Origin of the sequence: Geobacillus thermoleovorans (assembly GCF_001610955.1) — a bacterium.
Lineage (GTDB): Bacteria > Bacillota > Bacilli > Bacillales > Anoxybacillaceae > Geobacillus > Geobacillus thermoleovorans.
The window spans coordinates 1682848-1705649 of the sequence record NZ_CP014335.1 but is presented as its reverse complement, the minus strand read 5'-3'; the positions used below and the strand labels follow the sequence as shown (position 1 = coordinate 1705649).

30 protein-coding genes are annotated in these 22802 nt (G+C 53.7%); 25 read left to right on the top strand and 5 right to left on the bottom strand.

What is annotated here, in order from left to right; translation table 11 throughout:
• The 6 genes from GT3570_RS08575 (at position 1) to cobO (ending at position 6733) form a co-directional block, all read left to right on the top strand.
• Positions 1–1200 carry a cobalt-precorrin 5A hydrolase gene (locus GT3570_RS08575; protein ID WP_008880161.1) on the top strand — a complete coding sequence of 400 codons (1200 nt, stop codon included), beginning with the start codon at positions 1–3 and terminating at the stop codon, positions 1198–1200.
• A complete protein-coding gene (locus tag GT3570_RS08570) occupies positions 1146–2510 on the top strand; it encodes a cobyrinic acid a,c-diamide synthase CobB (protein ID WP_062898628.1) in 1365 nt (454 codons plus the stop codon). The genes GT3570_RS08575 and GT3570_RS08570 overlap by 55 nt, the downstream gene beginning before the upstream one ends.
• Positions 2503–4014: a cobyric acid synthase gene (locus GT3570_RS08565; protein WP_020278836.1), complete on the top strand. Its 1512-nt coding sequence runs from the start codon at positions 2503–2505 to the stop codon at positions 4012–4014. The genes GT3570_RS08570 and GT3570_RS08565 overlap by 8 nt, the downstream gene beginning before the upstream one ends.
• 367 nt (positions 4015–4381) lie before the next feature.
• The gene (gene cobT, locus GT3570_RS08560) at positions 4382–5440 is read left to right on the top strand and encodes a nicotinate-nucleotide--dimethylbenzimidazole phosphoribosyltransferase (protein ID WP_081823184.1); all 1059 of its coding nucleotides are present in this window, start codon (positions 4382–4384) and stop codon (positions 5438–5440) included.
• A complete protein-coding gene (gene cobA, locus GT3570_RS08555; RefSeq protein WP_013523805.1) occupies positions 5437–6207 on the top strand; it encodes a uroporphyrinogen-III C-methyltransferase in 771 nt (256 codons plus the stop codon). Before cobT ends, cobA begins: the two co-directional genes overlap by 4 nt.
• A complete protein-coding gene (cobO, locus tag GT3570_RS08550) occupies positions 6188–6733 on the top strand; it encodes a cob(I)yrinic acid a,c-diamide adenosyltransferase (RefSeq protein ID WP_044731379.1) in 546 nt (181 codons plus the stop codon). The genes cobA and cobO overlap by 20 nt, the downstream gene beginning before the upstream one ends.
• Before the next feature lie 40 nt (positions 6734–6773).
• Here the strand turns inward: cobO and GT3570_RS18720 are convergent, their stop codons facing one another.
• The 3 genes from GT3570_RS18720 to metA all read right to left on the bottom strand — a co-directional run bounded on the left by GT3570_RS18720 (position 6774) and on the right by metA (position 8288).
• Positions 6774–6923, bottom strand: a complete 150-nt coding sequence (locus GT3570_RS18720; protein WP_011231282.1) for a hypothetical protein — start codon at positions 6921–6923, stop codon at positions 6774–6776.
• A gap of 185 nt (positions 6924–7108) precedes the next feature.
• On the bottom strand, positions 7109–7207 hold the full coding sequence (locus tag GT3570_RS17930) for a YjcZ family sporulation protein (RefSeq protein ID WP_011231280.1): 99 nt from the start codon (positions 7205–7207) through the stop codon (positions 7109–7111).
• 172 nt (positions 7208–7379) lie between these two features.
• Positions 7380–8288, bottom strand: coding sequence for a homoserine O-acetyltransferase MetA (metA, locus tag GT3570_RS08545; protein ID WP_014195890.1), 909 nt, complete (start codon positions 8286–8288; stop codon positions 7380–7382).
• Positions 8289–8407: 119 nt separating this feature from the next.
• Here metA and GT3570_RS08540 point away from each other — a divergent pair, with 119 nt between their 5' ends.
• From GT3570_RS08540 to GT3570_RS08530, 3 genes are read left to right on the top strand one after another with little or no spacing between them, the layout of a single operon-like run.
• On the top strand, positions 8408–8923 hold the full coding sequence (locus GT3570_RS08540) for a hypothetical protein (protein WP_014195889.1): 516 nt from the start codon (positions 8408–8410) through the stop codon (positions 8921–8923).
• Positions 8924–8983: 60 nt separating this feature from the next.
• A complete protein-coding gene (locus tag GT3570_RS08535) occupies positions 8984–9460 on the top strand; it encodes a glutathione peroxidase (RefSeq protein WP_014195888.1) in 477 nt (158 codons plus the stop codon).
• A gap of 18 nt (positions 9461–9478) precedes the next feature.
• Entirely contained in the window at positions 9479–10624 is a 1146-nt protein-coding gene (locus GT3570_RS08530) for a conserved virulence factor C family protein (protein ID WP_015374895.1), read from the top strand.
• 53 nt (positions 10625–10677) lie between these two features.
• On the opposite strand, the gene GT3570_RS08525 is transcribed toward GT3570_RS08530, so the two are convergent.
• Entirely contained in the window at positions 10678–11061 is a 384-nt protein-coding gene (locus tag GT3570_RS08525; RefSeq protein ID WP_011231275.1) for a DUF4183 domain-containing protein, read from the bottom strand.
• Positions 11062–11502: 441 nt separating this feature from the next.
• Between GT3570_RS08525 and GT3570_RS08520 the strand changes: the two genes are divergently transcribed.
• Positions 11503–11886 carry a DUF4183 domain-containing protein gene (locus tag GT3570_RS08520; RefSeq protein WP_015374894.1) on the top strand — a complete coding sequence of 128 codons (384 nt, stop codon included), beginning with the start codon at positions 11503–11505 and terminating at the stop codon, positions 11884–11886.
• Positions 11887–11979: 93 nt separating this feature from the next.
• On the opposite strand, the gene GT3570_RS08515 is transcribed toward GT3570_RS08520, so the two are convergent.
• The gene (locus tag GT3570_RS08515) at positions 11980–12426 is read right to left on the bottom strand and encodes an NUDIX hydrolase (protein ID WP_011231274.1); all 447 of its coding nucleotides are present in this window, start codon (positions 12424–12426) and stop codon (positions 11980–11982) included.
• A 250-nt stretch (positions 12427–12676) separates the two neighbouring features.
• Here GT3570_RS08515 and GT3570_RS08510 point away from each other — a divergent pair, with 250 nt between their 5' ends.
• The 15 genes from GT3570_RS08510 to GT3570_RS08450 all read left to right on the top strand — a co-directional run bounded on the left by GT3570_RS08510 (position 12677) and on the right by GT3570_RS08450 (position 22734).
• Positions 12677–13114 carry a BrxA/BrxB family bacilliredoxin gene (locus tag GT3570_RS08510; protein WP_062898627.1) on the top strand — a complete coding sequence of 146 codons (438 nt, stop codon included), beginning with the start codon at positions 12677–12679 and terminating at the stop codon, positions 13112–13114.
• Between the two features lie 71 nt (positions 13115–13185).
• Entirely contained in the window at positions 13186–13317 is a 132-nt protein-coding gene (locus tag GT3570_RS17925) for a YuzL family protein (RefSeq protein WP_080729592.1), read from the top strand.
• A gap of 251 nt (positions 13318–13568) precedes the next feature.
• Positions 13569–14753, top strand: a complete 1185-nt coding sequence (locus GT3570_RS08505) for an LL-diaminopimelate aminotransferase (protein ID WP_062898626.1) — start codon at positions 13569–13571, stop codon at positions 14751–14753.
• A gap of 21 nt (positions 14754–14774) precedes the next feature.
• On the top strand, positions 14775–15359 hold the full coding sequence (locus GT3570_RS08500) for a YpjP family protein (RefSeq protein WP_171698259.1): 585 nt from the start codon (positions 14775–14777) through the stop codon (positions 15357–15359).
• A gap of 91 nt (positions 15360–15450) precedes the next feature.
• Positions 15451–16155, top strand: a complete 705-nt coding sequence (locus GT3570_RS08495; RefSeq protein ID WP_062898625.1) for an anthrax toxin lethal factor-related metalloendopeptidase — start codon at positions 15451–15453, stop codon at positions 16153–16155.
• 74 nt (positions 16156–16229) lie between these two features.
• Positions 16230–17024: a thymidylate synthase gene (thyA, locus tag GT3570_RS08490; RefSeq protein WP_062898624.1), complete on the top strand. Its 795-nt coding sequence runs from the start codon at positions 16230–16232 to the stop codon at positions 17022–17024.
• Positions 17025–17037: 13 nt separating this feature from the next.
• Positions 17038–17532 carry a dihydrofolate reductase gene (locus tag GT3570_RS08485; RefSeq protein ID WP_062898623.1) on the top strand — a complete coding sequence of 165 codons (495 nt, stop codon included), beginning with the start codon at positions 17038–17040 and terminating at the stop codon, positions 17530–17532.
• Positions 17533–17711: 179 nt separating this feature from the next.
• Positions 17712–18155, top strand: coding sequence for a YndM family protein (locus GT3570_RS08480; RefSeq protein WP_011231266.1), 444 nt, complete (start codon positions 17712–17714; stop codon positions 18153–18155).
• Positions 18156–18470: 315 nt separating this feature from the next.
• A complete protein-coding gene (gene ilvA / locus GT3570_RS08475) occupies positions 18471–19742 on the top strand; it encodes a threonine ammonia-lyase IlvA (RefSeq protein ID WP_011231265.1) in 1272 nt (423 codons plus the stop codon).
• A gap of 106 nt (positions 19743–19848) precedes the next feature.
• Complete coding sequence (locus GT3570_RS08470) at positions 19849–20100, top strand: YpmP family protein (protein WP_011231264.1); 252 nt, start codon at positions 19849–19851, stop codon at positions 20098–20100.
• Between the two features lie 175 nt (positions 20101–20275).
• On the top strand, positions 20276–20374 hold the full coding sequence (locus GT3570_RS18440; RefSeq protein ID WP_023634460.1) for a DegV family protein: 99 nt from the start codon (positions 20276–20278) through the stop codon (positions 20372–20374).
• Positions 20375–20378: 4 nt separating this feature from the next.
• A complete protein-coding gene (locus GT3570_RS08465; protein WP_227016151.1) occupies positions 20379–20678 on the top strand; it encodes a DegV family protein in 300 nt (99 codons plus the stop codon).
• Positions 20679–20732: 54 nt separating this feature from the next.
• On the top strand, positions 20733–21305 hold the full coding sequence (locus GT3570_RS08460) for an SCO family protein (protein WP_033025416.1): 573 nt from the start codon (positions 20733–20735) through the stop codon (positions 21303–21305).
• A 74-nt stretch (positions 21306–21379) separates the two neighbouring features.
• Positions 21380–22162 carry an SGNH/GDSL hydrolase family protein gene (locus GT3570_RS08455; protein ID WP_020279612.1) on the top strand — a complete coding sequence of 261 codons (783 nt, stop codon included), beginning with the start codon at positions 21380–21382 and terminating at the stop codon, positions 22160–22162.
• Positions 22159–22734: a YpmS family protein gene (locus GT3570_RS08450; RefSeq protein ID WP_044731377.1), complete on the top strand. Its 576-nt coding sequence runs from the start codon at positions 22159–22161 to the stop codon at positions 22732–22734. The genes GT3570_RS08455 and GT3570_RS08450 overlap by 4 nt, the downstream gene beginning before the upstream one ends.
• Positions 22735–22802 lie beyond the last annotated feature (68 nt).

Below are 22802 nucleotides of genomic sequence, written 5' to 3'. Positions count from 1 at the left end.
GTGGGAGTTGCTGCCGCGAACAACAAAAGACACGGCGCCTATGCTGTCGTGGCCATTACGAAACACGGGGTCGAGATCGCCCGACGCCTTGGAGGCGCTCTTGCGGGAGCGGACGTTTATTATACGGATAAATTCGCCCGCGGCGATGAAGCCAAGCACGGGATCCGCTTGTTTTCCGGCAACGTCAGGGCCTTGTTGCCGGAGTTGTTCGCCCGCTATGACGGACTCATTTGCATCATTTCGCTCGGCGCTGTCGTACGGATGATCGCTCCGCTGTTAAAAGACAAAAAGACCGATCCTGCGGTCGTGGTGATCGATGATAAGGCTGAACATGTGATCAGTGTTCTTTCCGGCCATTTGGGCGGAGCGAACGAACTGACGCGGCGCGTTGCTGCCATTTTAAGCGCCCGCCCGGTTATTACGACCGCTTCTGACGTGCAGCAGACAATCGCCGTCGATCTGTTCGGTCGCCAGTTCGGCTGGGAATGGGAATCAGCTGACAAGCTGACGCCGGTGAGCGCCGCGGTCGTGAATGAAGAGCCTGTCGCGATCGTGCAAGAGTCGGGGGAAACCGGCTGGTGGCCGGAAGGGCGGCCATTGCCCAAAAACATTGCCGTGTACGGCTCGATCGCGGAAGCGCTCGCTGCCCGCCCGGCGGCCGCGCTTGTGGTCACTCATCGCCTGCTTGCGCCGGAAGAAGAGGCCATTTTGCAAAACGGCGTTTTGTATCGCCCGAAAGTAATCGCGCTTGGCATCGGCTGCAACCGCGGCACATCGGCTGACGAAATCGAAGCGGTCATCCATGAGACGCTCAATGAGCTGCGCTTTTCGATGAAAAGCGTCAAAGCGGTGTGCACCATTGATTTGAAAAAGGATGAACAAGGACTTTTGGAGGTAGTCAACAAATATAGATGGGAATTGGTTGCGTATACGCCAGAAGAGCTGAACACGGTGTCGATCGAAGCGCCGTCGGAAACGGTGTACCGCTACACCGGCGCGTATGGGGTGAGCGAGCCGGCGGCGAAATTGTACAGCGGGGCCGATCGGCTGGCGCTGGTGAAAAAGAAGTCCGGCAATGTGACGATTTCCGTGGCGCTCATCGATCATCAAAAGAAAGCGACCATGCAGGGAAAGGGGAAAGAGGCATGCGACGGCTTGTCATCGCCGCACCGGGAAGCGGCGCCGGCAAAACGACCGTGACGCTTGGATTGATGGCGGCCATGAGGCAGCAAGGATATACGGTGCAAGGGTTTAAATGCGGCCCGGACTACATCGATCCGACTTACCATACGGCTGTGACCGGCCGGCCGGCGCGCAACTTGGACAGTTGGATGATGGGAAGCGAAGCGGTCAAAACGGTGCTCGCCAACGGTTGTCAAGGGGCTGATATCGCCATCATCGAGGGGGTGATGGGGCTGTTTGACGGGAAACAGCCGCTTTCTGACGAGGGGTCGACGGCTGAAATCGCCGTGTTGACCGAAAGCCCGGTGCTGCTTGTCGTCGATTGTTCCGGCATGGCCCGCAGCGCCGCCGCCATCGTCCATGGGTTTCAAACGTTTCGCCCCGATGTGCGCCTCGCCGGCGTATTTGCCAACCGCGTCGGCAGCGAAGGGCATTTTCGGCTCGTCAAAGCGGCGGTCGAGCAAACGTGCGGGGTGCCGGTCGTCGGGTTTCTCACGCAAGACGAAGCGTTGGCGCTGCCAGAGCGCCATTTAGGGCTCGTGCCGTCGGTGGAGCGCGGCGAACTGGATTCGTTTTTTGCCGAACTGGGGAGAAAGGTGGCGCGCACGATCGATTGGGAGACGCTCCTTTCGATTGCAGAAGCGCCAGCCCTTTGTTCTCCGGCGCCGCTCATTCGCCCTTCGCGGCCGTATCGCGTGCGCGTGGCGGTTGCCAAAGATGCCGCCTTTCATTTTTACTATCCGGAGAATCTGGAGATGCTTTCTGCCTGCGGCGCGGAGCTTGTCTACTTTTCTCCGCTCGCCGGCGAGCCGCTTCCGGATGGGGTGAACGGATTGTATATCGGCGGCGGGTTTCCGGAAGAGTTTGCCGCCGAGCTCGCCAGGCAAGCCGCGGTCAAACAGTCGATCCGCGCCGCCATCGAACACGGGTTGCCGACGTTGGCCGAATGCGGCGGGTTTATGTTTCTCACCGAACAGCTTGTTGCGACGGACGGTGCGGCCTATGAGATGGCGGGCGTCATCCCGGGGAAGGTCGTGATGAAGACGAAGCTCGCGGCGCTTGGCTACCGCGAAGTGCGCGGTCGAAATGGAAATTTTCTATTGCCGGAAGGAGAAACAGCGCGCGGGCATGAATTTCACTATTCCGTGTACGAACCGCGGGGCGAGACGCCGTTTGCCTACGAAACGAGCGGCCGGAAAGGAACGAAGCCTGACGGTTATTTGGCGCACCGGCTTGTCGCCGGCTATGTCCATTTTCATTTCGCGTCCGCCCCGGCGATGGTTGAGCGGTGGCTCGCCGAATGCGAGAAGGTGACCATCAATGGCTAAGGCGCTGCCGATTATGTTTCAAGGCACCCATTCTGATGCCGGCAAAAGCGTCATCGCCACCGCGTTTTGCCGCATGTTCGCCCAAGACGGCTGGAAGACGGCGCCGTTCAAGTCGCAAAACATGTCGTTAAACTCCTACGTGACGCCGGACGGAAACGAAATCGGACGGGCGCAAGGAATTCAGGCCGAAGCGGCCGGAGTGGCGGCGCGCGCTGAGATGAATCCGATTTTGATTAAGCCAAGCCGCGAGCATGAATCGCAAATCGTTGTGCTTGGCAAACCGTACGGCAATATGCAGGCGTTCGCTTACCGGAACGAGTTTTTCCACCAAGGGCTGGCCGTCATCCGTCAGTCGCTCGAAACGTTGATGAACGAGTATGACCGGATTGTCATTGAAGGAGCGGGAAGCCCGGCGGAAGTAAACTTAAACGACCGCGAGTTGGTCAACATGCGCATCGCCCGTCTCGCCAACGCCCCGGTCGTGTTGATCGGCGATATTGAGCGGGGCGGGGTGTTCGCGAGCCTCGTTGGAACGCTGTCGCTGCTTGAGCCTGAGGACCGAAAGCGGGTCATTGGGGTCATCATTAACAAGTTTCGCGGCGATATGGCGCTGCTTAAGCCTGGGCTCGATTGGTTTGAGCAACACACCGGCGTGCCGGTGCTTGGCGTCGTTCCATATTTGCCTGATTTGGCGATCGATGCTGAAGATTCGCTGTCGCTTGAGCGGTTTGCTTCATCTGTCGGGGGAGAGGAAGCGATTGATGTCGCTGTCATCCGCTGTCCGAAAATCGCCAATTTCACCGACATCGACCCGCTGCTGGCAGAACCGGACTGCCGCGTCCGGTTGGTGACGCACGTCGACGAGCTTGGAGCGCCGGATGTGATCGTGCTTCCCGGCAGCAAAAACACGATCGAAGACTTGATTTATATGAAGAAAAGAGGACTCGCTTCCCGCATTGTGTCGCTTGTCAATGAAGGAAAAGCGAGAGTCGTCGGCTTATGCGGCGGCTACCAAATGCTTGGCGCTGTCATCCGCGATCCGTATGGAGTCGAGACGCCGCTCCCCGAAGTAAAAGGACTTGGTTTGCTGCCGATTGAAACGACGCTTGAGCGGACGAAAATCACGATCCGTACGGAAGGGATGCTTACGTGGGCGGGCGAGCGGTTTTCGGTGCAAGGATACGAGATTCATATGGGCCGCTCGGCGCCGCTTCCTGGCTATGCGCCGCTTATTGAGGCGGACGGCCGCCATGAAGGGGCGAAGCACAGTGATGAGCGGGTGCTGGGCACGTACATGCACGATTTGTTTCATAACGATGCGTTCCGCACCGCGTTTTTCAACAACATTCGCCGCCAAAAAGGAATCGCTCCTTCTGGCGTCCGACTCTTTCGCTCGCTCAAAGAAAAGGCGTTCGACCGGCTTGCCGCTCATGTCCGCCAGCACGTGGCGGTCGAGCGGATCGAACAGATGATGCGTCAATTTGGCTGTCGCGATCACAGTTGAAGTCCAACAACGGGAAGACACCAAGGCAATGGGCGTTGATTTGGGACTTCGTTATATCGCCGTTGCCAGCATTGGAACGAAATCGTTGTTTTTCAAGGACAGCCAATGCGCTTTCATTCGCCGACGATATGCGGCTTTGCGGCGAACGTTGGGCAAAGCGAAGAAGCTCCATATGATTCGCACAATCGGCCGTAAAGAGTCCTGCTGGATGAAGGATATAAACCATAAAATCAGCCGTCAAATCGTCCGTTTTGCCCTCGCCAACGGTGTTGGCATGATTCGGATGGAAAAGTTGACGCGTTCCCTCAATCATAGACGAGAAAGGAGGAAGCGCATATTCCCGCTTGATGGGGGATATTGTGCGCCCATGATGAATGTTTCCATCCCACCGATCCACCGTGAAATGGTTGAACAAGCGCGTGCCTATATCGATCAATTGACCAAACCGCCCGGCAGCCTCGGCCGTCTTGAAGAAGTGGCGGCAACGCTTGCCGGCATGACCGGGGAGCTGCTTCCACGCGTCACTCCGCCCGGAGTGCTCGTGTTTGCGGCCGATCATGGCGTCACGGAAGAAGGGGTGTCTGCCTATCCGGCCGAAGTGACGGCGCAAATGGTGTACAACTTTGCCAACGGCGGAGCGGCGATCAACGCCTTCAGCCGGCAAATCGGCGCGTTGCTTCAGGTGATTGATGTCGGTGTCGCCGTGCCGATTGCTGATGAGCGCGTCATTCAGAAAAAGGTGCGCCCGGGAACGAACAATTTCGCGGAAACGGAAGCGATGACGCCGTCCGAGGCCGAACAGGCGCTTCATGTCGGTTACGAACAGGCGGCGTCCATCATTGAACAAGGCGTCCGCACGCTCATTGTCGGCGAAATGGGCATCGGCAATACGACCGCCGCGAGCGCCTTATTGGCCACGTTGACCGATGAGCCGCTTGAGCGCATCGTTGGCAAAGGAAGCGGCATTAAGGAGGAAATGCTTGCCCATAAACAGGACGTGATCCGACGGGCGCTCTTGCTTCATCGGCCGGATCCGGCGAAGCCGCTTGAATGGCTTTCGAAAATCGGCGGGTTGGAGATCGCTGCTATGGCCGGGGCGATGCTGGCAGCCGCCGAACGGCGCATCCCGATTTTGCTTGACGGTTTTATTTGCACAGTGGCTGCCCTTGTGGCCCGCCAGTTTGCCGTGAACGTCACAGACTATATGATTGCCGGCCATCGTTCGCAAGAGCCGGGGCACAGTATAGCCCTTCGTTTGCTAGAGAAGGAGCCGCTTTTGGATCTCGGCATGCGCCTTGGCGAAGGAAGCGGCGCGGCGGTAGCGTTTCCGCTCTTGATTTCAGCAATGGCGATGGTGAACGAAATGGCGACGTTCGCCTCGGCGGGCATTTCCACGGCCAATGCGAAAGGGGAGAAGGGGCGATGACCGTCGGCAAAGTGTATTTAGTCGGCGCTGGGCCGGGGGATGAAAAGCTCATCACGGTTTACGGCCGCGAATGCCTAGAACGGGCGGATGTCATTATTTACGACCGACTCATCAACCGTAAGCTGCTGCGCTACGCGAAGCCGGACGCTGAGCTTCTTTACTGCGGCAAAGAGCCGGGAAAACATGACACGGTTCAAGAACAAATTCATGAGCTGCTCGTTTGGCATGCGCAACAAGGAAAAACGGTCGTCCGCTTAAAAGGCGGCGATCCGTGCATTTTTGGCCGCGTTGGTGAAGAGGCGGAAGTGTTGGTGAAAGCCGGAATTCCGTTTGAAATCGTTCCAGGGGTGACATCCGGCATCGCTGTGCCGGCGTACGCCGGCATTCCGGTCACCCACCGTGATTACGCCGCCTCGGTGGCGATGGTCAGCGGGCATCGGAGCGAGCGGATCGATTGGGAGGCGCTGACTCGAGGATGCGATACGATCATTGTCTACATGGGAGCGGCCAATTTGCCGGATATTTGCGGCCGTTTGATGGCGGCCGGAAAGCCGTCGGATACGCCGGCGGCCATCATTGAATGGGGGACGACCGAGCGGCAGCGCACGGTGGCGGCGACGCTTTCGACGCTGTCAGACGAGGCGGAACAGGCGGGCATTTCCCATCCGGCCATCATCATCATCGGCGATGTCGTTCGTCTGCGTGAGACGCTCCAATGGTTTCCGGAGCGGCAAGGGGGCGTGGTCGATGCCGACGCCTCGTCGTAGCGGGCGTGTCATCGTTTATACGGGCGACGGAAAAGGAAAAACGACGGCCGCATTGGGGCTTGCCCTGCGTGCCGTCGGCCGGGGAATGAACGTCGCGGTTTTGCAGTTTTTGAAATCGCCGGAACGAACATACGGCGAGCAGTTGGCCCTAGAGCGCCTTGGCGTCGACGTCCGTCAGCTCGGCGCCGGCTTCACATGGACGAAAACGCCGGACATCCACCGGGAAGCATTGAAGCGTGCCTGGGCGGTGGCCAAAGAATATGTGTATTCCGGACGGTATGATATGATTGTGCTCGATGAACTGAACAATGTGTTGGTCATTGACCGCTTTCCCGTTGAAGATATCGTATCAGTCAGCGAGGTGCTCGAGCTGATCCGCACGCGCCCGCCGTCGCTCCATCTTGTCATCACGGGGCGCGCGGCGCGCCCTGAGCTGATGGCGGCTGCCGATATCGTTACGGAAATGAAGCTCATCAAGCATGACTATGAACAAGGAAGGACCGCGATGAAAGGGATTGAATTTTAGAAGCAAAAAAGCGGCTAAAAAACGGCCGCTTTTTTGCAGGTTAGGCATTTTCATCGGTTTTGTCATTTTGGATTTTGTTTTGCCGACGTCCTTTGCTGTTATCGCCGGAAACCGGGCCGCGAAGCAAGGCCATCGGATCTTGCGTTGGCGCGTTTTGATTGCGGCTGCCGTTGTTTGGGCGTTTCGTCATGAGCTCCACCTCCTTTGGCTGCCGTTGTCATACGTTTAGCATGGACGATGCCTTCATTCCTATGCATGGTTGTCTACAGCCCAGCATAAAAAAAGCGGGAAGCGTTCGTGTTCCCGCTTTCCCGCTGCAAGCCGGCCGGATGCTGGCAAACACGGCGGCCGGATGAAGGCAATCAGTGATTTCGGTTAGTAGGCATATCCGCCCAAGCAGGCACATCCAACAATAATCAACAAAATAAACAGAACGACAATCAACGCAAAGCTGTTTCCATGCCAAGCGCCCATCATGTTCACCTCCTGGTGGAATCTATCGTATTGTATGTCAAAAAAAACTAAAAGAACAGGGCGATTGTCGAAACACGAAAACAATCGGCCAAAATGAGAAAAACGCCTTGCATATGTTTCAGCAAGGCGTTTTTTCGGGATGGTTCAAGTGAAATGATTGCATATATTGATTTCATTCCCATTCATAAGGCGTTTCTTGATACACGTAATAGTTCAGCCAGTTGACAAACAGTAAATTGGCATGCGAGCGCCATGTGTTCAGCGGCGGCTGGCTTGGGTCATCATTGGGAAAGTATGATTCTGGGATGTGAATCGGCAGCCCTTTCGCCAAGTCGCGTTCATATTCTTCTTTGAGCGTTGTCGCATCATATTCTGGATGACCCGTTAAGAAAATGCGGCGCCCGTCGTTCGATGCAACGAGGCAAACGCCGGCTTTGTCGGACATGGACAAAATTGTGAGATCTGGCACTTTTTCGATGTCTTCGCGCTTGACGTCGGTATGGCGGGAGTGCGGCATGCGGAACACATCGTCAAAACCGCGCAATAGTTTCACGTTTTTCGCTTCCACCGTATGGTTGAACACACCGAAGCATTTTTCCGGCAATGGGTATTTCGGAATGCCGTAGTGATAGTATAAGCCAGCTTGTGCTCCCCAACAAATGTGCAACGTTGACGTGACGTTCGTTTTCGTCCATTCCATGATATCGGTCAGCTCATCCCAATACGTAACTTCTTCGAACGGCAATTGCTCGACCGGGGCTCCGGTGATGATCATTCCGTCGAACTTGCGATGGCGGATGTGCGGGAAAATCGTGTAAAATTGTTCTAAATGATGTTTGCTTGTCGTTTTCGGCTCATGGGTCGCCGGGCGCAAAAAGGTGACGTTCACTTGCAGCGGCGAGTTGCCAAGCAGCCGCAGCAACTGTGTCTCTGCTTTTTCTTTTTCGGGCATCAAGTTTAAAATGATGATGTTGAGCGGCCGGATGTCTTGGGAGTAAGCCCGTTCTTCGTCCATCACGAAAATGTTTTCCTGTTCGAGTATTTCTTTCGCCGGCAAGTCTTTTGGAATGTTGATTGGCAATGGTGTCCCCTCCGTTTCTGTCTCGTTACTAAATACCTTAATTATAAAAACTTTGTCAACATTCTTCAATTGATTTTTTTGACCTTAAACAGCTGGTGAACAAAAAGGGGGAATTCCGATTGGATCCGACAGCCTTTGACAATTTAAAAACGGTGTTGGAAGGGGCGGTATATGACGCGGATTTGCAAGGGCGCATTGCCGTGGTCGAGCGCCGCGACCTTGTCGATTTGGCCCGTTTGTTTCGGGAGTACGCCATTTCATTTCGGCTGAATGATGCGCCCGATCCGCTCGTCGTCTGCACCGCGCGGCTTTCGCTTGATTTTGCTGAGCTGGTCAATGAGCGGCTCTATCACGGCCGGGCCGGCTGTCGGCTCGCTCTTCTGTTTACCCTTCCGGTTCGCCGCTCGTCCGTTTGTGCGCTCATTGAAGGAACGCTGCGGACGATTTGGGGGGAGGAGCGAATCATCCGGCAAACGCTCCGCTTTCCATTTCCACATGAACGCGGCCCGTATGAAAATGAAGCCGTGGTCGAATTTGCACGCCTCATTTATGAGGAAAACGCCGCCGATTTGCCGGAGATGGTGCCGTATATGGTTTCATCACTTGAACAATTGCAGCTGTTCGCCGGGCAGTAACGATGCAAAAAGTAGAAACAAACCATGAAATCCGCTATGATGGAGATGAGGTGAAAAATCATGAGTGTATATGAATTCAGCGCCAAAACCATTCGCGGAGAGGAACAACCGCTTTCCGTCTATCGAGGCAACGTGCTGTTGATTGTCAACACGGCGAGCCGTTGCGGCTTCACCCCGCAGTATAAAGAACTGCAGGAGCTGTATGACGAATATCGCGATCGCGGGTTTGTTGTGCTCGGCTTTCCGTGCAACCAGTTCGGCGGCCAAGAGCCGGGGACGGAAGAGGAAATCGAGCAATTTTGCCAGTTGAATTATGGTGTGACGTTCCCGCTGTTTGCGAAAGTGGATGTGAATGGCGATCACGCCCATCCGCTGTTTCAATATTTGAAAGAAGAGGCGCCGGGGGCATTGGGAACAAAGGCGATCAAATGGAATTTCACGAAGTTTTTGGTCGACCGCAACGGCAAGGTTGTAGCTCGTTTCGCACCGCAAACAAAGCCAAGCGAGCTGAGAAAGGAAATTGAAAAGCTGCTGTAAGGCAAGGAGGGGTAACGCTTGCGCATTCAAGCGATTGAGCCGACGCCAAGCCCGAACACGATGAAAATATTGCTTGATGAAGAATTGCCTTCCGGCACGCGCCATAACTACAAACCGGACAACATCAGCGAAGCGCCGCCGCTTATTCAAGCATTGATGCGCATTGACGGAGTGAAAGGCATTTACCATGTCGCTGATTTTTTGGCTATTGAACGCCATCCGAAATACGACTGGCGCGACATTTTGGCGAAAGTGCGCGAAGTGTTCGGCGAGAAAGTGGATGACGGCGCCGAGACAAAGCCGAAAGGAAACGAACATTTCGGCGAAGTGAAAGTGTTCGTGCAAATGCTGTACGGTCTGCCGATGCAAGTGAAGCTTGTCGATGGGGAGCGCGAACACCGCGTCGGGCTGCCGAAACCGTTTATGGACGCGGTCATTGAGGCGCAAAAATACGCAGGAAATGTTGTGCTTGAGCGCAAATGGGTCGAAAAAGGAGTGCGCTACGGCACGTTTGAGGAAATCGGCCGCGAAATAGTCGATGAGCTGTCGGCAGCCTATCCGCCCGAGCGGCTGGAGCGGATCGTCAACATGTTCCGCCGCGGCGAGCAGGAAAAAACGGTGCAAAAGCGTCCAAGCCTCAAAGTGACGAGCGAGATGCTCGATGACCCGGATTGGCGCAAACGGTATGCCGCGCTCGAACAGATGGCCGAGCCGACCGAGGACGATATCCCGGTGTTGGCCAAGGCGCTCAAGGATGAAAAAATGGCGATTCGCCGCCTGGCGACGGCGTATCTCGGCATGATCGGCGGCAAAAAGGTGCTTCCGTATTTGTATGAAGCGTTAAAAGATCCTGCTGTCGCTGTCCGCCGCACCGCCGGCGACTGTTTGTCCGACATCGGCGATCCGGAGGCCATTCCGGCCATGATCGAAGCGCTAAAGGACGAAAGCAAGCTCGTCCGTTGGCGCGCGGCCATGTTTTTGTACGAAGTCGGCGACGAATCGGCGCTGCCAGCGTTGAAAGCGGCGGAAAACGATCCGGAGTTTGAAGTGAGCTTGCAAGTGAAAATGGCCATTGAACGGATCGAAGGCGGCGAAGAAGCGAAAGGGTCTGTGTGGAAGCAAATGACGGAGAGCCGGAAGAAAGAAAACGAAACAGAACAGTAAACCAGGCGCGCCCATCGGTGCGCCTGTTTTTATGATCGAAAAGAGTACGGCTGTTACGTCGTCACAGTAGTGTTGGAGCTTGGAGCGAATTGGACAATTTCGAGCACAACCGGGGTGTTAGCTGGAATCGAGCCGCTTCCGGTCGGGACGGTAATGGACAGTGACCCGACGCCGGTAGCTCCTGGGGTGTACGTCGATATCCCTTCCATTTGCAAAACGCCGTTAATGTACACGTTAAAGTAGCTATTGTTAGTTGCCAATGCTGGCAGCTGTGTCGCTTGGCTGCCGTCGTCTTGCAAAAAGCTGGCTGCGTCGATCGTTAAGGTTGCTCCTTCTGCTGTTTCAGCTGTTGTGATGTAAAAAAATCTTGCGACGTCTGGTGCAACCTCTGTCGTGGTAGTAGCGGCGACAAACAATTTAATTAATTGCAAAGCCATACAATCTCCCCTTCTCCATTTTGTGTTTAACATGCTGTGGCCCCGAAGCTGAGCCAATTATCATCCGTTCTTTTTAGTATCTGGAACTCTGTTGGCAATCAGCCGGTGCCATAGGTTCATTTTATTGTATGGATTAATTACAGAGGATGGCTCGGCGATTGCCGTAATGGGAGAAAAATGATGTTTTTGCCCTGCTATACCAGCCTGTTTTACCAGTGAATTTGAATTATGAAACAAACATTTTAAACGAATTTGGTCGTTTTATGATCCTGTTATAATAGACGGAATTAAGTGGAATATAGTGATTTTTTACTACCGTTCATTAACCTGCCATTTTGTTTGCTATTCACTTTGAAGATGGGAGGTGAATATACTAATGCAAAATATCTTGCGGAGTGAAATGATCACGAAACAATATGGTGTGTTTGGGTGAGCAAACGAATGAAACGGACATCTTCAACAGCAAAACATGTGATTGCTGCTTCCAAAGTATACGATTGGACCCATGCTGTACTGACCATTCCCCTCCGTGTGGCGCTCCACTTCCCTCCGCGTGTCTTGCAGGCGGAAACGTACCAGTATAACACCATATCAGACGGAGTGAAAACCGTCTATACAGACGGCGATGAACTGAGAGAGTACGGCGACCGCGGTATTTTAGATCCGAAACATGTATCATGGATCAACTTGTTTATTAATGGGGTGCTGCAACCGGAAAAACTGTATGAGGTGGAAAAGGGGAAACTGACGTTGAAAACAGCCGAGCCGCCGCCAAAAGGTGCGCCGATTATTCTTCAATTTATTACCATTAAAATGGGCTTCTAAATTTTTTTGCCCCTCCAGCTGCGGATTTGGTTCTTAGAAAAGAGTGTTTTCAACAATGGTGAAGCCTTGGAGAGAGCTCCAAGGCTTGGCTCGTCATCCCCTGAAATATTGTTCGATAAAATCTTTAACAAGAGGAGAGAGTTCGTTTGGCAATTCATGAAAAGGGAAGAATTTCACTTCCAGCGATTCTTCCCCGTCTTCTTTCAGTTCTCCACCGCGGATATCACGGGTGAGATAAACAACAGTGACTGGGTAATATTGATCTCCATTAGGCAGCCGAACAAAATATTTTTTTCCAGAAAACACATCGACTAGTTCCAGTTTGCCGATTTCCAGCCCTGTTTCTTCCCACACTTCCCGCCGGGCTGCTTCTTCTGCGGACTCCCCCAACTCCAACAAACCGCCGGGCAGTCCCCATAAGCCGTCGCGGCGTTTCTGCAATAAAATCCGCCCGCATTCATCGGTGACAGCGACCCCGGCTCCCGCCAAGATGATCGGCCGGGTTCCAATGATTTTTCGCAGTTCTTCAATGTATCCCATGTGCACGCTCCTTTCATGGCCATCGATGGCATAGTATATGTTTGGTCGCTGACAATGGCCGCGGCGGTTGATAGAAAGCGAAACGAAATCGCTCGTTTGATGGCGGCCAAACGGGTGCGTTTAGCCCCGTTTGTTCTGAATGATGCCGTTTAGAGACATGCGGCCGTGGACGGTTCTCTTCATTGATTTTTCAAACGAAAATATAGTATGCTGATAGCGCAGCGATGATGAATGTGGAGGGATGAGGGCAATGTCAATGGCTTACGAAGACTATATGCGCCAACTCGTGCAGCCGATGCGCGATGAACTTGTCCGCGCCGGTTTCCGCGAATTGCGCACAAGCGAAGAAGTCGAGCAGTTTATGAAACAAGTGGAAGGAACGACGTTTGTTTTTGTCAACTCAGTGTGCGGCTGCGCCGCTGGATTGGCGCGCCCCGCGGCGACGCAGGCGGTGCTTAGGAGCGAGAAAAAGCCGGATCATCTTGTGACGGTATTCGCCGGCCAAGACAAAGAGGCGACGGCGAAAATGCGCGAGTACTTTGTCGGCTATGCGCCGTCCTCGCCGTCGATGGCGCTCTTAAAAGGAAAGGAAGTTGTTCATTTTATCCCGCGCGAAGACATCGAGTTTCACTCGATGGAGGACGTGATGGAAAACATTTTGGCTGCGTTTGACAAATATTGTAACTGATGCCTTATGCCTTCCCAGGCCTTGCATACCGCTGCCGGCGCCGGGGAACGATAAGGGCGGAGGTGATCGGCGTGCCGAAGCGGAAAAAAGACCGTTCGAAAACGGGCGTCAGCGCCCCGGAGGTGAGGGGACAAGGCACGACGCAAACGGAAACAGGCGCCTACGAGCTTGATTCTGCGCGCAAAAAAACGAAAATCGACTGAAAGAAAACGGAGCTCCTGTGCGGAGCTCCGTTTTCGCTGCCGCCGTCAGGCATTGGCGATGCAGCTGTAAATGAAATACAACAACGTAATGAGGCTGGCCGCAAAAAAGATGGTTGTCATCGCTGTTTTCCCGCCTTTCTGTCTATGTTTTCCCCTTGAACATATGATACACTATTCATGTAATCATAGTATATACCAACAAAAGTGAAAAGGAAAAGCGGTTTTTGTTTTGGCAAGGGAGAGGAAAGACGATGAAAAGGGCGAAACGAATGAACGCATTTTCTGCATCGATTTTTGCCGAATTGGCGGCGTATCGCCAACAGCGGCGCCATCTTCATGACGAGTGGATCGATTTAAGCGTCGGCAGCCCGGATTTGCCCCCGGCGCCGTTTGTGCGTGAGGCGATCGCCCGCTACGCCAACGAGCCGAATGCGTACGGCTACACATTAAGGGGCATTCGCGAGTTTCATGAAGCGGTCGCCGACTATTATCGCACGGCGCATGGCGTCGTGCTCGATCCGGAGACGGAAGTAACGTGCGTCATCGGATCACAGGACGGGCTCGTGCATTTGCCGATGGTGTTCGCCGACCCGGGGGATGTCATTTTATTGCCGGATCCCGGGTATCCGGCGTATGCGGCGGGGGTGGCAATGGCGGAAGCGGAGCCGTATTTTCTGCCGCTGAGGGAGGAAAACCGCTTTTTGCCGGATTTGCGTGCGATCCCGGAGGACATTGCCAAACGGGCGACAATCATGTTTATCAACTTCCCTGGAAATCCAGTTCCAGCTATAGCGACAGAATCGTTTTATCGCGAAGTGGTCGAGTTTGCGAAGCGGTACGATATTCTCGTTGTGTCCGATTTTGCTTACGGCGAGCTGTATTATGACGGAAACAAACCGGTGAGTTTTCTTTCTGTTCCAGGCGCAAAGGACGTTGGCGTGGAGATCAATTCGTTGTCCAAAAGCTACAACATGGCCGGCTGCCGGGTCGGCTATTTGTGCGGAAATGCCGAGGTGATTCGCACGTTCGCCGAGTTTAAGTCGAATTTGGATTATGGCGTCTTTTGGCCGATTCAAAAAGCGGCGGCCGAAGTGCTGCGTCATGGGGCCGACTTTTGCGCCGAAAGCCGCGCGATATATCAATCGCGCCGCGATGCGCTCGTTGACGGGTTGGCCGACATCGGCTGGGCGGTTGACCGTCCGCAAGCCGGTATGTTCGTGTGGGCGAAAATTCCGGACGGCTTTACATCGCTTTCGTTTGCGAAGGCGCTCATCGACCAAGCGGGCGTCGTCGTCACGCCCGGGCACGCGTTTGGGCCAAGCGGCGAGGGCTATGTGCGCATCGCCCTCGTCCAGCCGGAGGCGGTGTTGCGCCGGGCGGTCGCCAAATTAAAAGCGACCGGCTTGTTTGCGTCTTTAGCCGCTGATCGGCGGTAGTGGGAGGTGAAGGCGATGAAGCTGCCGTCTTGGCTTCGAAAAACGCTTGTTGCCGCCATTACCGTCTGCACGTTTGGACTCGTCACACCGCCCGCTTCGCTGCTCGCGGCCAAAGAGCCGCCGTCAGATGACGCCCCGTCTCCCGATTGGAAGCATTCCCAAGCAGACCATGCGGCGGAAGCTGTTTCTGTTTCGTTAACTCGTGAACAGTTTATCGAAGAGACGATGGAAAAGGCAGTGGCGCAGTCGTACGAAAAGTTCGGCCGCAAAATCGCCCCGGTTATTGAAGATGAATTTCGCACCGTCATCTTGCCGCGCATCGAAGAGGTGATTGCCGGGCTGGCTGAACGCTGTCCGGAAGAAGAGCTCCGTTATTTGGCCGTATCGGAAAATCCGTCCGGCGGGCAAGGGGAACGCATTTTCCATTTGTATCGCATGGACACAGGAGAAGATCTCGTCCGCTTTCACGTCCGCCGCGAACACCCGCCGCAGGACGGGTACTGGTTTCAATTTCACTATCATACTTGCGATGATGGCTTTCAAGCTCACTATGAACTCGGGAAAATCTACTGGTCCAAAAATACGCCGCCGAATTGGCGCACATAAACCGCTTGCGGTTCTTTCCTGATTTTGCGCGTTTTTCCCTGCTTCGTTCTATGATATCATTTTCATAGAATAAAAGAAGCGGGGGAACACCATGAAACGATTGTGGACTAGTTTGTTGGCAGCGCTGTTCGCGATTCCGCTTCTATCGCTTTCGCCGTACCCGGCCGCCCACGGCGTGCTGCTTCAAGAAAGCGGCCTTGATCTTCGGGACATTCCGTCCCGTGACGTGCTCGGCCGCATTGTGATCGTGCCCGAGACAGCGTTTCCCGCTGCGGAGGCGAACAAGACCATTCAGACGCTTGCCCGCATGGATCGCAGCATTTTAGAGCAGGCGGCTGCTCATCATATTTACATTCAGCTGTTGACAGGCCCTATTACGAATGAACCGACAGCTCGCCACTTGCGTGGGAAAACCCCGCGCGGCTATGCGCCGGGATCCAAAACATGGGATGACGTGCCGGGCATCGGCGGGTCGCATTTGGTGCTCGTCCGTCTCGGCCATAGCGAAAAAGGGAAAGGACACGGCTCGGTCAATTTGGAGCTGCATGAGTTTGCTCATTCGCTCGATTACATCGTATTTGACCGCATTCATGAAACGGACGAATTTCAAGCGATTTGGCGGGAGGAGGCGCCGCGGCTTTTTCCTGGCGAATCTTATTTTTTGACCTATCCAGAAGAGTATTTTGCCGAGTCGTTTGCCTATTATTATGCAAGCGACAAGACGCGGCACACGCTGCGGGCGGCAGCGCCGAACACATACGCATTCATCCGTGGATTGGCGGAGCGGGCCTCGTAAAAGGCTCGTTTTTTTATGGACAAATGGTTCACCATGTGTTGCTTTATGGTATGATAGAGCGTGAGGTGAGGACATTGCGGCAATATTTACAGCTTTTGGAGGATATTTTGGAAAACGGCGTCGAAAAAGAAGACCGAACGGGCGTCGGCACGCTGTCGGTGTTCGGCCGCCAGCTCCGCTTCAACTTACAAGATGGATTTCCGCTCGTGACAACGAAAAAATTGCATATCCGCTCCATCATTTATGAACTGCTTTGGTTTTTAAAAGGCGATACGAACGTCCGCTATTTGCAGGAGAATGGCGTGACGATTTGGGACGAGTGGGCGGACGAAAACGGCGATCTCGGCCCGATTTACGGCGCGCAATGGCGCTCGTGGAAGGGAGCAGACGGGAAAACCATCGACCAGATCGCATGGGTTGTCGAAGAGATCAAACGAAATCCGCATTCACGCCGGCTGCTGGTGAGCGCTTGGAATGTAGCGGAATTGGACGAGATGAAGCTGCCGCCGTGCCATTATGCCTTTCAGTTTTATGTCGCGAACGGTCGGTTGTCGTGCATGTGGCAGCAGCGCTCCGTTGATACGTTTTTAGGGCTGCCGTTTAACATTGCCAGCTACGCGCTGTTGACGCATATGATCGCCCAGCAATGCGATCTCGATGTCGGCGAACTCATTTTCACCGGCGGTGATGTCCATTTGTACAAAAACCATCTCGAACAGGCGAAACTGCAGCTGACGCGCGAGCCGCGCCCGCTGCCGAAGCTCGTGATCAAACGGAAGCCGCCGTCCATTTTCGATTACGAATACGACGATTTTGAAATTGTCGGCTACAACCCGCATCCGACGATTAAAGCACCGGTGGCTGTGTAAAGGAGAGGACGCGATGATTTCGCACATTGTGGCAATGGATGAAAACCGGGTGATCGGCAAAGACAACCGCTTGCCTTGGCATTTGCCGGCCGATTTGGCGTATTTTAAACGGGTGACAATGGGCCATGCCATCGTGATGGGGCGCAAGACGTTTGAAGCGATCGGCCGGCCGCTTCCCGGCCGGGAAAACATCGTCGTCACGCGCAACCGTTCGTTTCGCCCGGAAGGCTGCCTTGTGCTTCATTCGCTCGAGGAAGTCAAGCAATGGATCGCATCGCGCGCTGATGAAGTGTTTATCATCGGCGGGGCCGAACTGTTTCGGGCGACGATGCCGATTGTCGACCGGCTGTATGTGACAAAAATTTTTGCTTCCTTCCCCGGCGATACGTTTTATCCGCCCATTTCTGACGATGAATGGGAAATCGTTTCCTATACGCCAGGAGGGAAAGATGAAAAGAATCCGTATGAACACGCCTTTATCATTTATGAGCGGAAAAAGGCGAAATAGATGGGACACGGGCATGGATATGCGTTTGTCGTTGGCGTACGAAACGTTTGCGAGACGCCCCCAAAAACGGGGCGTCTTTTTGTTTGAGATCGGAACATTTTGAAAACGTGTTTCTGCATAGAAGCGGGGCGAAAAAGGAACGATAATCAATAGAACCACAATGGAAATGGAGGAAGACGATGAAACATATCGTTCCGTTTGTCGTCAAGCTCGCTGCTTGGAGCGTCGTCTTGTTTTCGATGTTTACGATCTTCGATGCCCCGCTTTCCTTGATTTCACTCATGACGATCGTGACGGCGCTTGTTTCTTATATGATCGGCGATCTGTTCGTGTTGCCGCGCGTCGGCCATTTTGTCGCTGCCGCTCTTGACGTGCCGCTTTCCTTTTTGCTTATTTGGCCGGTCAGCTTTGCCCTCATTGCCCCGTCCGTCAACATGGCATACGGCGCGTTTTTCAGCGCCTTGGCGATCGGGGCGGTTGAAGCGTTTTTCCATTTGTATATGGAAAACCATGTGCACGAAGAAGCAAGACGGGAAGAAGCGCACCGCTGGTATGATGAAGGAAGATGGGCGACGGAATTTGCCGAGGAAGAAGAGTTCAAAAAAGAGGACGACCGGGCATAGCGCCGGTCGTTTTTTCTGTCCGCTTGCGCATGAAGAAGTAGTTCGCTGTACATATGCTGCACAATTCGCCGCGTTGCCGTCTGGCAGGACGGCTAGAGAGAGGTTTCGAGCAGGAAGGACGGCGCTCATCGGATGGCGTCAGTCCAAAAGCGTGAATCCGGTCGGCGGAAGCGTCCGGTAAAGCGGGATAATCGCGATGATCGCGAGCCAGCCCATCTTCACTCAAAAACTTTTCGAAAATTCCCTTTTCTTTTTGCGGATTTGTGATATAATCTACAAATCAAAGACAACTTAGAAAAGAAAGGGAACGAGAGCATGGAACAACAGCTGAAACGGAAGCAAGGGGCGGTATACGTCGAGGACATTTTGATCGCGTATCATACGCTGAAGGATGTTGTTTTCCATACGCCGCTGCAAAAAAATCCGCTGTTATCCGAGCGCTACGAGTGCAATGTCTACTTAAAGCGCGAGGATTTGCAAGTCGTGCGTTCGTTTAAGTTGCGCGGGGCGTACAACCGGATGAAGCATTTAACCGATGAGGAGCGGAGAAACGGGGTGGTATGCGCCAGCGCCGGCAACCATGCCCAAGGGGTGGCCTATTCATGCCGGGCGCTTGGCGTGCACGGGAAAATTTATATGCCGGCGACGACGCCTCGGCAAAAAGTGTCGCAAGTGCAGCTGTTTGGCAAAGACATGGTCGAGATCGTGCTTGTCGGCGACACGTTTGACGATTCATACAACGAAGCGGTGAAGTGCGCCGAGGCGGAAGGGCGGACGTTCATCCATCCGTTTGATGATGAATACGTCATTGCCGGACAGGGGACGATTGGCGTCGAGGTGTTAAACGACTGTGATGAACCGATCGACTTTTTGTTCGCCAGCATCGGCGGCGGGGGATTGATGGCCGGACTAGGGACGTATGTGAAAAGCATTTCTCCGTCCACCAAAGTCATCGGGGTCGAGCCGGCTGGCGCCCCATCGATGAAAGCGGCGCTCGAGCGCGGACATGTGGTGACGCTCGATGAAATCGACAAGTTCGTTGACGGCGCTGCCGTCAAGACGGTCGGGGAAAAGACATTCGCCTTATGCCGCGGGGTGCTTGATGACATCGTCGTCGTTCCGGAAGGAAAAGTATGCACGACGATTTTGGAGCTGTACAACGAAAACGCCATTGTCGCTGAACCGGCAGGGGCGCTGCCGATCGCCGCGCTTGATTTTTACAAGGAACAAATCCGAGGCAAAACAGTCGTCTGCGTCATAAGCGGCGGCAACAACGACATCGACCGGATGCAGGAAATCAAAGAGCGTTCGATGATTTACGAAGGACTGCAGCACTATTTCATCGTCAACTTCCCGCAGCGGGCTGGGGCGTTGCGTGAGTTTTTGGATGAAGTGCTTGGGCCGACCGATGACATCACCCGGTTTGAATACACGAAGAAAAACAACAAAGAAAGCGGACCGGCGCTTGTGGGCATCGAGCTGAAACGGCGCGAAGACTACGCGCCGCTCATCGAGCGGATGAAGAAAAAAGGCTTCCCGTTCCAAGAAGTGAACAAAGACCCGAACTTGTTCCATTTATTGATCTAACGAAAAAAGACGAAAAAAGTCGGAACAAATTCGCCGCATTCCGACATACTTTTTCACCGGATTGGTGTATAATAAAAGTAAATCGGTGAAAAAGAGGATTGATATTTTGCTATTCAAAAGCCTCGAGTTTCAAAACGCGTATGGGCAGAAGGTCAAGATTATCGAAATTCCAGTATTGGAGGAAGAGAATACGTACCGATTCATGGTCCAACTGCGCTTGGAGGCGTTTATTGCAAAAGTGTATCGGTCGAGAACAAACCGTTCCGTTTACTCGTTCCGCGAACATTTGAAGAAAGTGCTGAAATGGCCGGTATATGAACAGATCTTTAAAGAAACGGCGTTAAAGCATAATGCATGACTGTTGTTGTTTTGCCCTTGGCGGCAAAACAACTTTTTTTCTGCCGGTATCGTTCATAATGGGCGATGTTCCTGCTTGGGGATGAGCCAAGCTTGCTCATGGACGTTTTTAGGTAGGATTTTTGCCGGTTTCATTATATAATGGAAACGAGATCATCAGTATTAGGAGTGAGCGAATGAAACCAATCAAAATTGTAACCGACTCAACGGTCGATGTGCCGTTTTCGGTGCTTGCCGAGCACGGCGTTGAAGTCGTTCCGCTTCATTTGACATAAGCCGATCGCCGCTCTGGTTGACGGGCTGTATACGCCGGTTGCCCAGGTTCGCAGCTTTTCGCAAGCGGTGTCCCATTTGGCGGGCCGTCTTGTCGAGGAACAAGGGGCCAAACGGGTAGAGAAAATCGCCATCGCCCATGCCGATGCTCCTCGGTGGGCGGAGCGGCTCAAGGAAGCGGTGACAGACATCATCGGCTATTCACCGATTGACATCGTTGAAACAACGACGGTCATTTCCATTCACACCGATCCTGGGGCGTTGGCGCTCATGTACTACACGGAGGAAGCGGCGCTTGATGAATAAACGCCGTTGTTGTGCGGCATCAACATATTTTTGTCGAAAAGGAAGGATCCATCGATGTGGAAACGAATCGCGCTTTTTCTCGTTGTTCTTTTGCTGGCGGCGTGCGGAAAAACGATTCCGGACGCCAAAAACTGGCCGGTGGAGGACTTTACGTTTGTCGATCAGACGGGCAAGCCGTTTGGGCTTCGCGACTTAAAAGGAAAAGTGTGGGTCGCCGATTTTATTTTTACAAATTGCGAAACGGTTTGTCCGCCGATGACGGCCCATATGGCGAAATTAAAACAAATGGCAAAGAAAGAAGGACTGGATGTCGAGTTTGTCTCCTTCAGCGTTGATCCGGAAGTCGACACGCCCGAAAAACTGGCGGCGTATGCGAAACAATTTACAGACGACCTATCAAACTGGCATTTGCTTACCGGATACAGCCCGGCCGAAATTAGCGAGCTGGCGCAAAAAAGCTTTAAAACGATCGTGCAAAAGCCAGCCAATGACGATCAAGTCGTGCATGGCACCAGCTTTTATTTGGTCGGGCCGGACGGAAAAGTGGTTCAGACGTACAGCGGCGTGCAAGATGTGCCGTACGAAACGATTTTAGAGCATATCAAAATCGTGCAGTCGTCGCAATGAGGCAAAAACGGCTACCGCCTTTTTGCCTTCTTTTCGTCTTTCCCCTTGTTGCGGCAAAAGGCAGGTGTCAAACAATGAGACGGTGGGGATGGTTGTTGTGCTGCTGGCTGCTCGCCGGATGCGTGTCGCTTTCGGCGGGCGGAAAGCCGGAGCGCCCGCATGAAGCCGCCGTCAAGCAGACGGAAGCAAAGCCGCTTCCGAAAGATATACATTTGGTCGCTTTGGGCGATTCGTTGACGGAAGGAGTCGGGGATGGCGAAGGGAAAGGGGGCTATGTTGGCCGCCTTGTCCCGCTCCTTTCGGCAGAAGACGGAGTGCGGACGGTCACCGTGACGAATTTAGGAAAACGCGGCCGGCGCATTGTGGAGCTCAAGCCAGTCATCAAGGCGCATGAAAGGGAAATCAGCCAAGCGGATCTCGTCCTTGTCACGATCGGCGGCAATGATGTGATGAATGTCGTCCGTTCACATTTTTTTGATTTGTCGCACGAACGGTTTGTGAAAGAGGCAAAGGCATTTGCCTCTCGATTGGACCATCTCATTCTATCATTGCGCACGGTGAACCCCGATGCCGTCGTTGTGCTCGTCGGCTTATACAACCCGTTTTCGAGCACGTTGCCGAACATTCCGGAAATCGATGATGTCATCGCTGAGTGGAACAGCGCCAGCCTGGCAGTGCTTTCACGGTATGAGCGAACGATTTTTGTCGATATCCAAGACATTTTTGCTGACCGCGATGATTTGCTCTACCGCGATGAGTTTCATCCGAATGCCGCAGGATACGAACAGATGGCCATACGGGTGTATGAAGCGTTAAAGGAACGAAAAGAATGGTGGATAGGGAGATTGCTGCAATGAATTGGAAACGAGCGTTTTGGATGTTGGCGGCTGTCAACGCGGCGGTCATTGTTTTAGCCGCCGCCTGGCTGCTTAAGCCGTCTCCGCCGGTGAAACGGCCGGCGCATCCGGATGTCGAAGGAGCCTCATTTACTGTTTACTCGAAGAAAGCGCATTTGAACGCCATCATGAACGACTATTTGGCAGAAAAAACGAAAGGCCATCCGCTGCAATACCGCGTTTGGCTCGCCGATCGCGTCTATGTTTCAAGCGAAATCCCCATTTTAGGCCGCTCGGTCGAACTTGTCGTCTCGTTTGTGCCCAAAGTAATCAAAGGAGGGAATGTCGAGCTCACGGAGCCGACGATTTCGCTCGGCGACTGGAAGCTGCCAGTGACGTATGTGCTTCGCTACTTACAAAAGCACGCCCCGCTGCCGGATGAAGTGGCGATTGACCCGGAGCACACCCGCGTCTACGTCGCGCTCACGGACATTCGCTTTGGCAACGGTTATCAGGTGGCGGCAAAAAAAATCGATTTGGCCGCCGATGAGATCGTGTTTACCTTAACAATTCCGACGAAGCAGCACCAGTAAAAAAGACTGTCCGCGTGTGCAGGACAGTCTTTTTTGCGGTTAGGAGCTTCTTTGTCACCCGCTTTTCC